Genomic DNA, 1,089 nt, shown 5'->3' with positions numbered 1-1,089 from the left:
TAGCCCCGTCAGCGACATATGACGTGATCATCGTGGACAACCCGTGGATGGACGAGTTCGCGCGCGCTGGCTTTCTGCTCCCGCTTGACGACTACATTGCAAAGACGAAGGACTACGACTTCGACGACTTTGTAGGTCCTCTGCGCGATATCGGCGTTGTGGACGGAAAGGTGTATGGTGTGCCATATTACAACTACGCGCTTGGGCTCATCGTGCGCCAAGACCTCTTCGACAACCCTGATTACAAAGCTAAGTACCAGCAGACTTACGGCAAGCCGCTGCAGGTGCCAACAACCCTAGAGGAATACGTCCAGATCGGAAAATTCTTCAAGTCGCAGGGCATCTTCGGCGCTGCCATGCAGCCGCAGAGGGGCTACAAGATCTTCGAGGAGTGGAAGAACTGGCTCTACGCTGCTGGCGGCAACTTGCTCGACAATGCAGGCAACGTGATCATTGACAACGAGGCTGCGCAGAAAGCGCTCTCGCTCTACATCGAGATGCACAAGGAAGCAGCGCCGCCCAACTCCGTGAACTGGGGCTTCGACGAAGCGTTGCGCGCCATGGCATCCGGCGAGGCGGCAACCATGATCTCCTACAACTGGATGCTGCCCACGCTCAACAAGCCGGACGGTCCTGCGGGCGAGCTGGCAGGCAAGTTCGCGCTGTACGAAGTGCCCGGCGGAAAAGCCGTCCTAGGCGCTTGGCATTGGGCTATCCCCAAGAACACGTCGAACGCTGTTGCGGCATGGACCTACATCGCATGGCTCACCTCTAAGTCGGTGGACAAGCAGCGCGTGATCGCCGGCGGCGCGCCCACGCGCGTCAGCGTGATGAAAGACCCAGAAGTGTGGGAGAAAGGCTTCGGTCAGCAGTACTACGAGACAGTCCTCAAGATCCTTGAAGACGCCGAGCCGCTTGCACGCGGCACGCGCGCCGAGGAGATCATCAACGAAGTGGGCACTGAGCTCAACAGCGCTGTGGCGGGCGAGAAAAGCGTGACTGAGGCGCTGAAGGCTGCCGCCGAGAAAACGCGCGCCATCCTCGCTCGCCCGTAAGGGATCACGTCCTCGTTGTGCGGTGCATAGCAGG

Annotated in this window: 1 protein-coding gene; it reads left to right on the top strand. The window is 59.5% G+C overall.

Annotated features, from left to right (window positions below; all coding sequences use genetic code 11):
- A partial coding sequence (locus NZ653_10085; protein ID MCS7287465.1) for a sugar ABC transporter substrate-binding protein occupies window positions 1-1,055 on the top strand: 1,055 nt, incomplete at its 5' end.
- Window positions 1,056-1,089 lie beyond the last annotated feature (34 nt).

It is taken from the genome of Anaerolineae bacterium, from assembly GCA_025062375.1.
GTDB lineage: Bacteria > Chloroflexota > Anaerolineae > SpSt-600 > SpSt-600 > SpSt-600.
The sequence above is the reverse complement of the archived record's forward strand: the minus strand, read 5'-3'. Positions and strand labels throughout refer to the sequence as shown.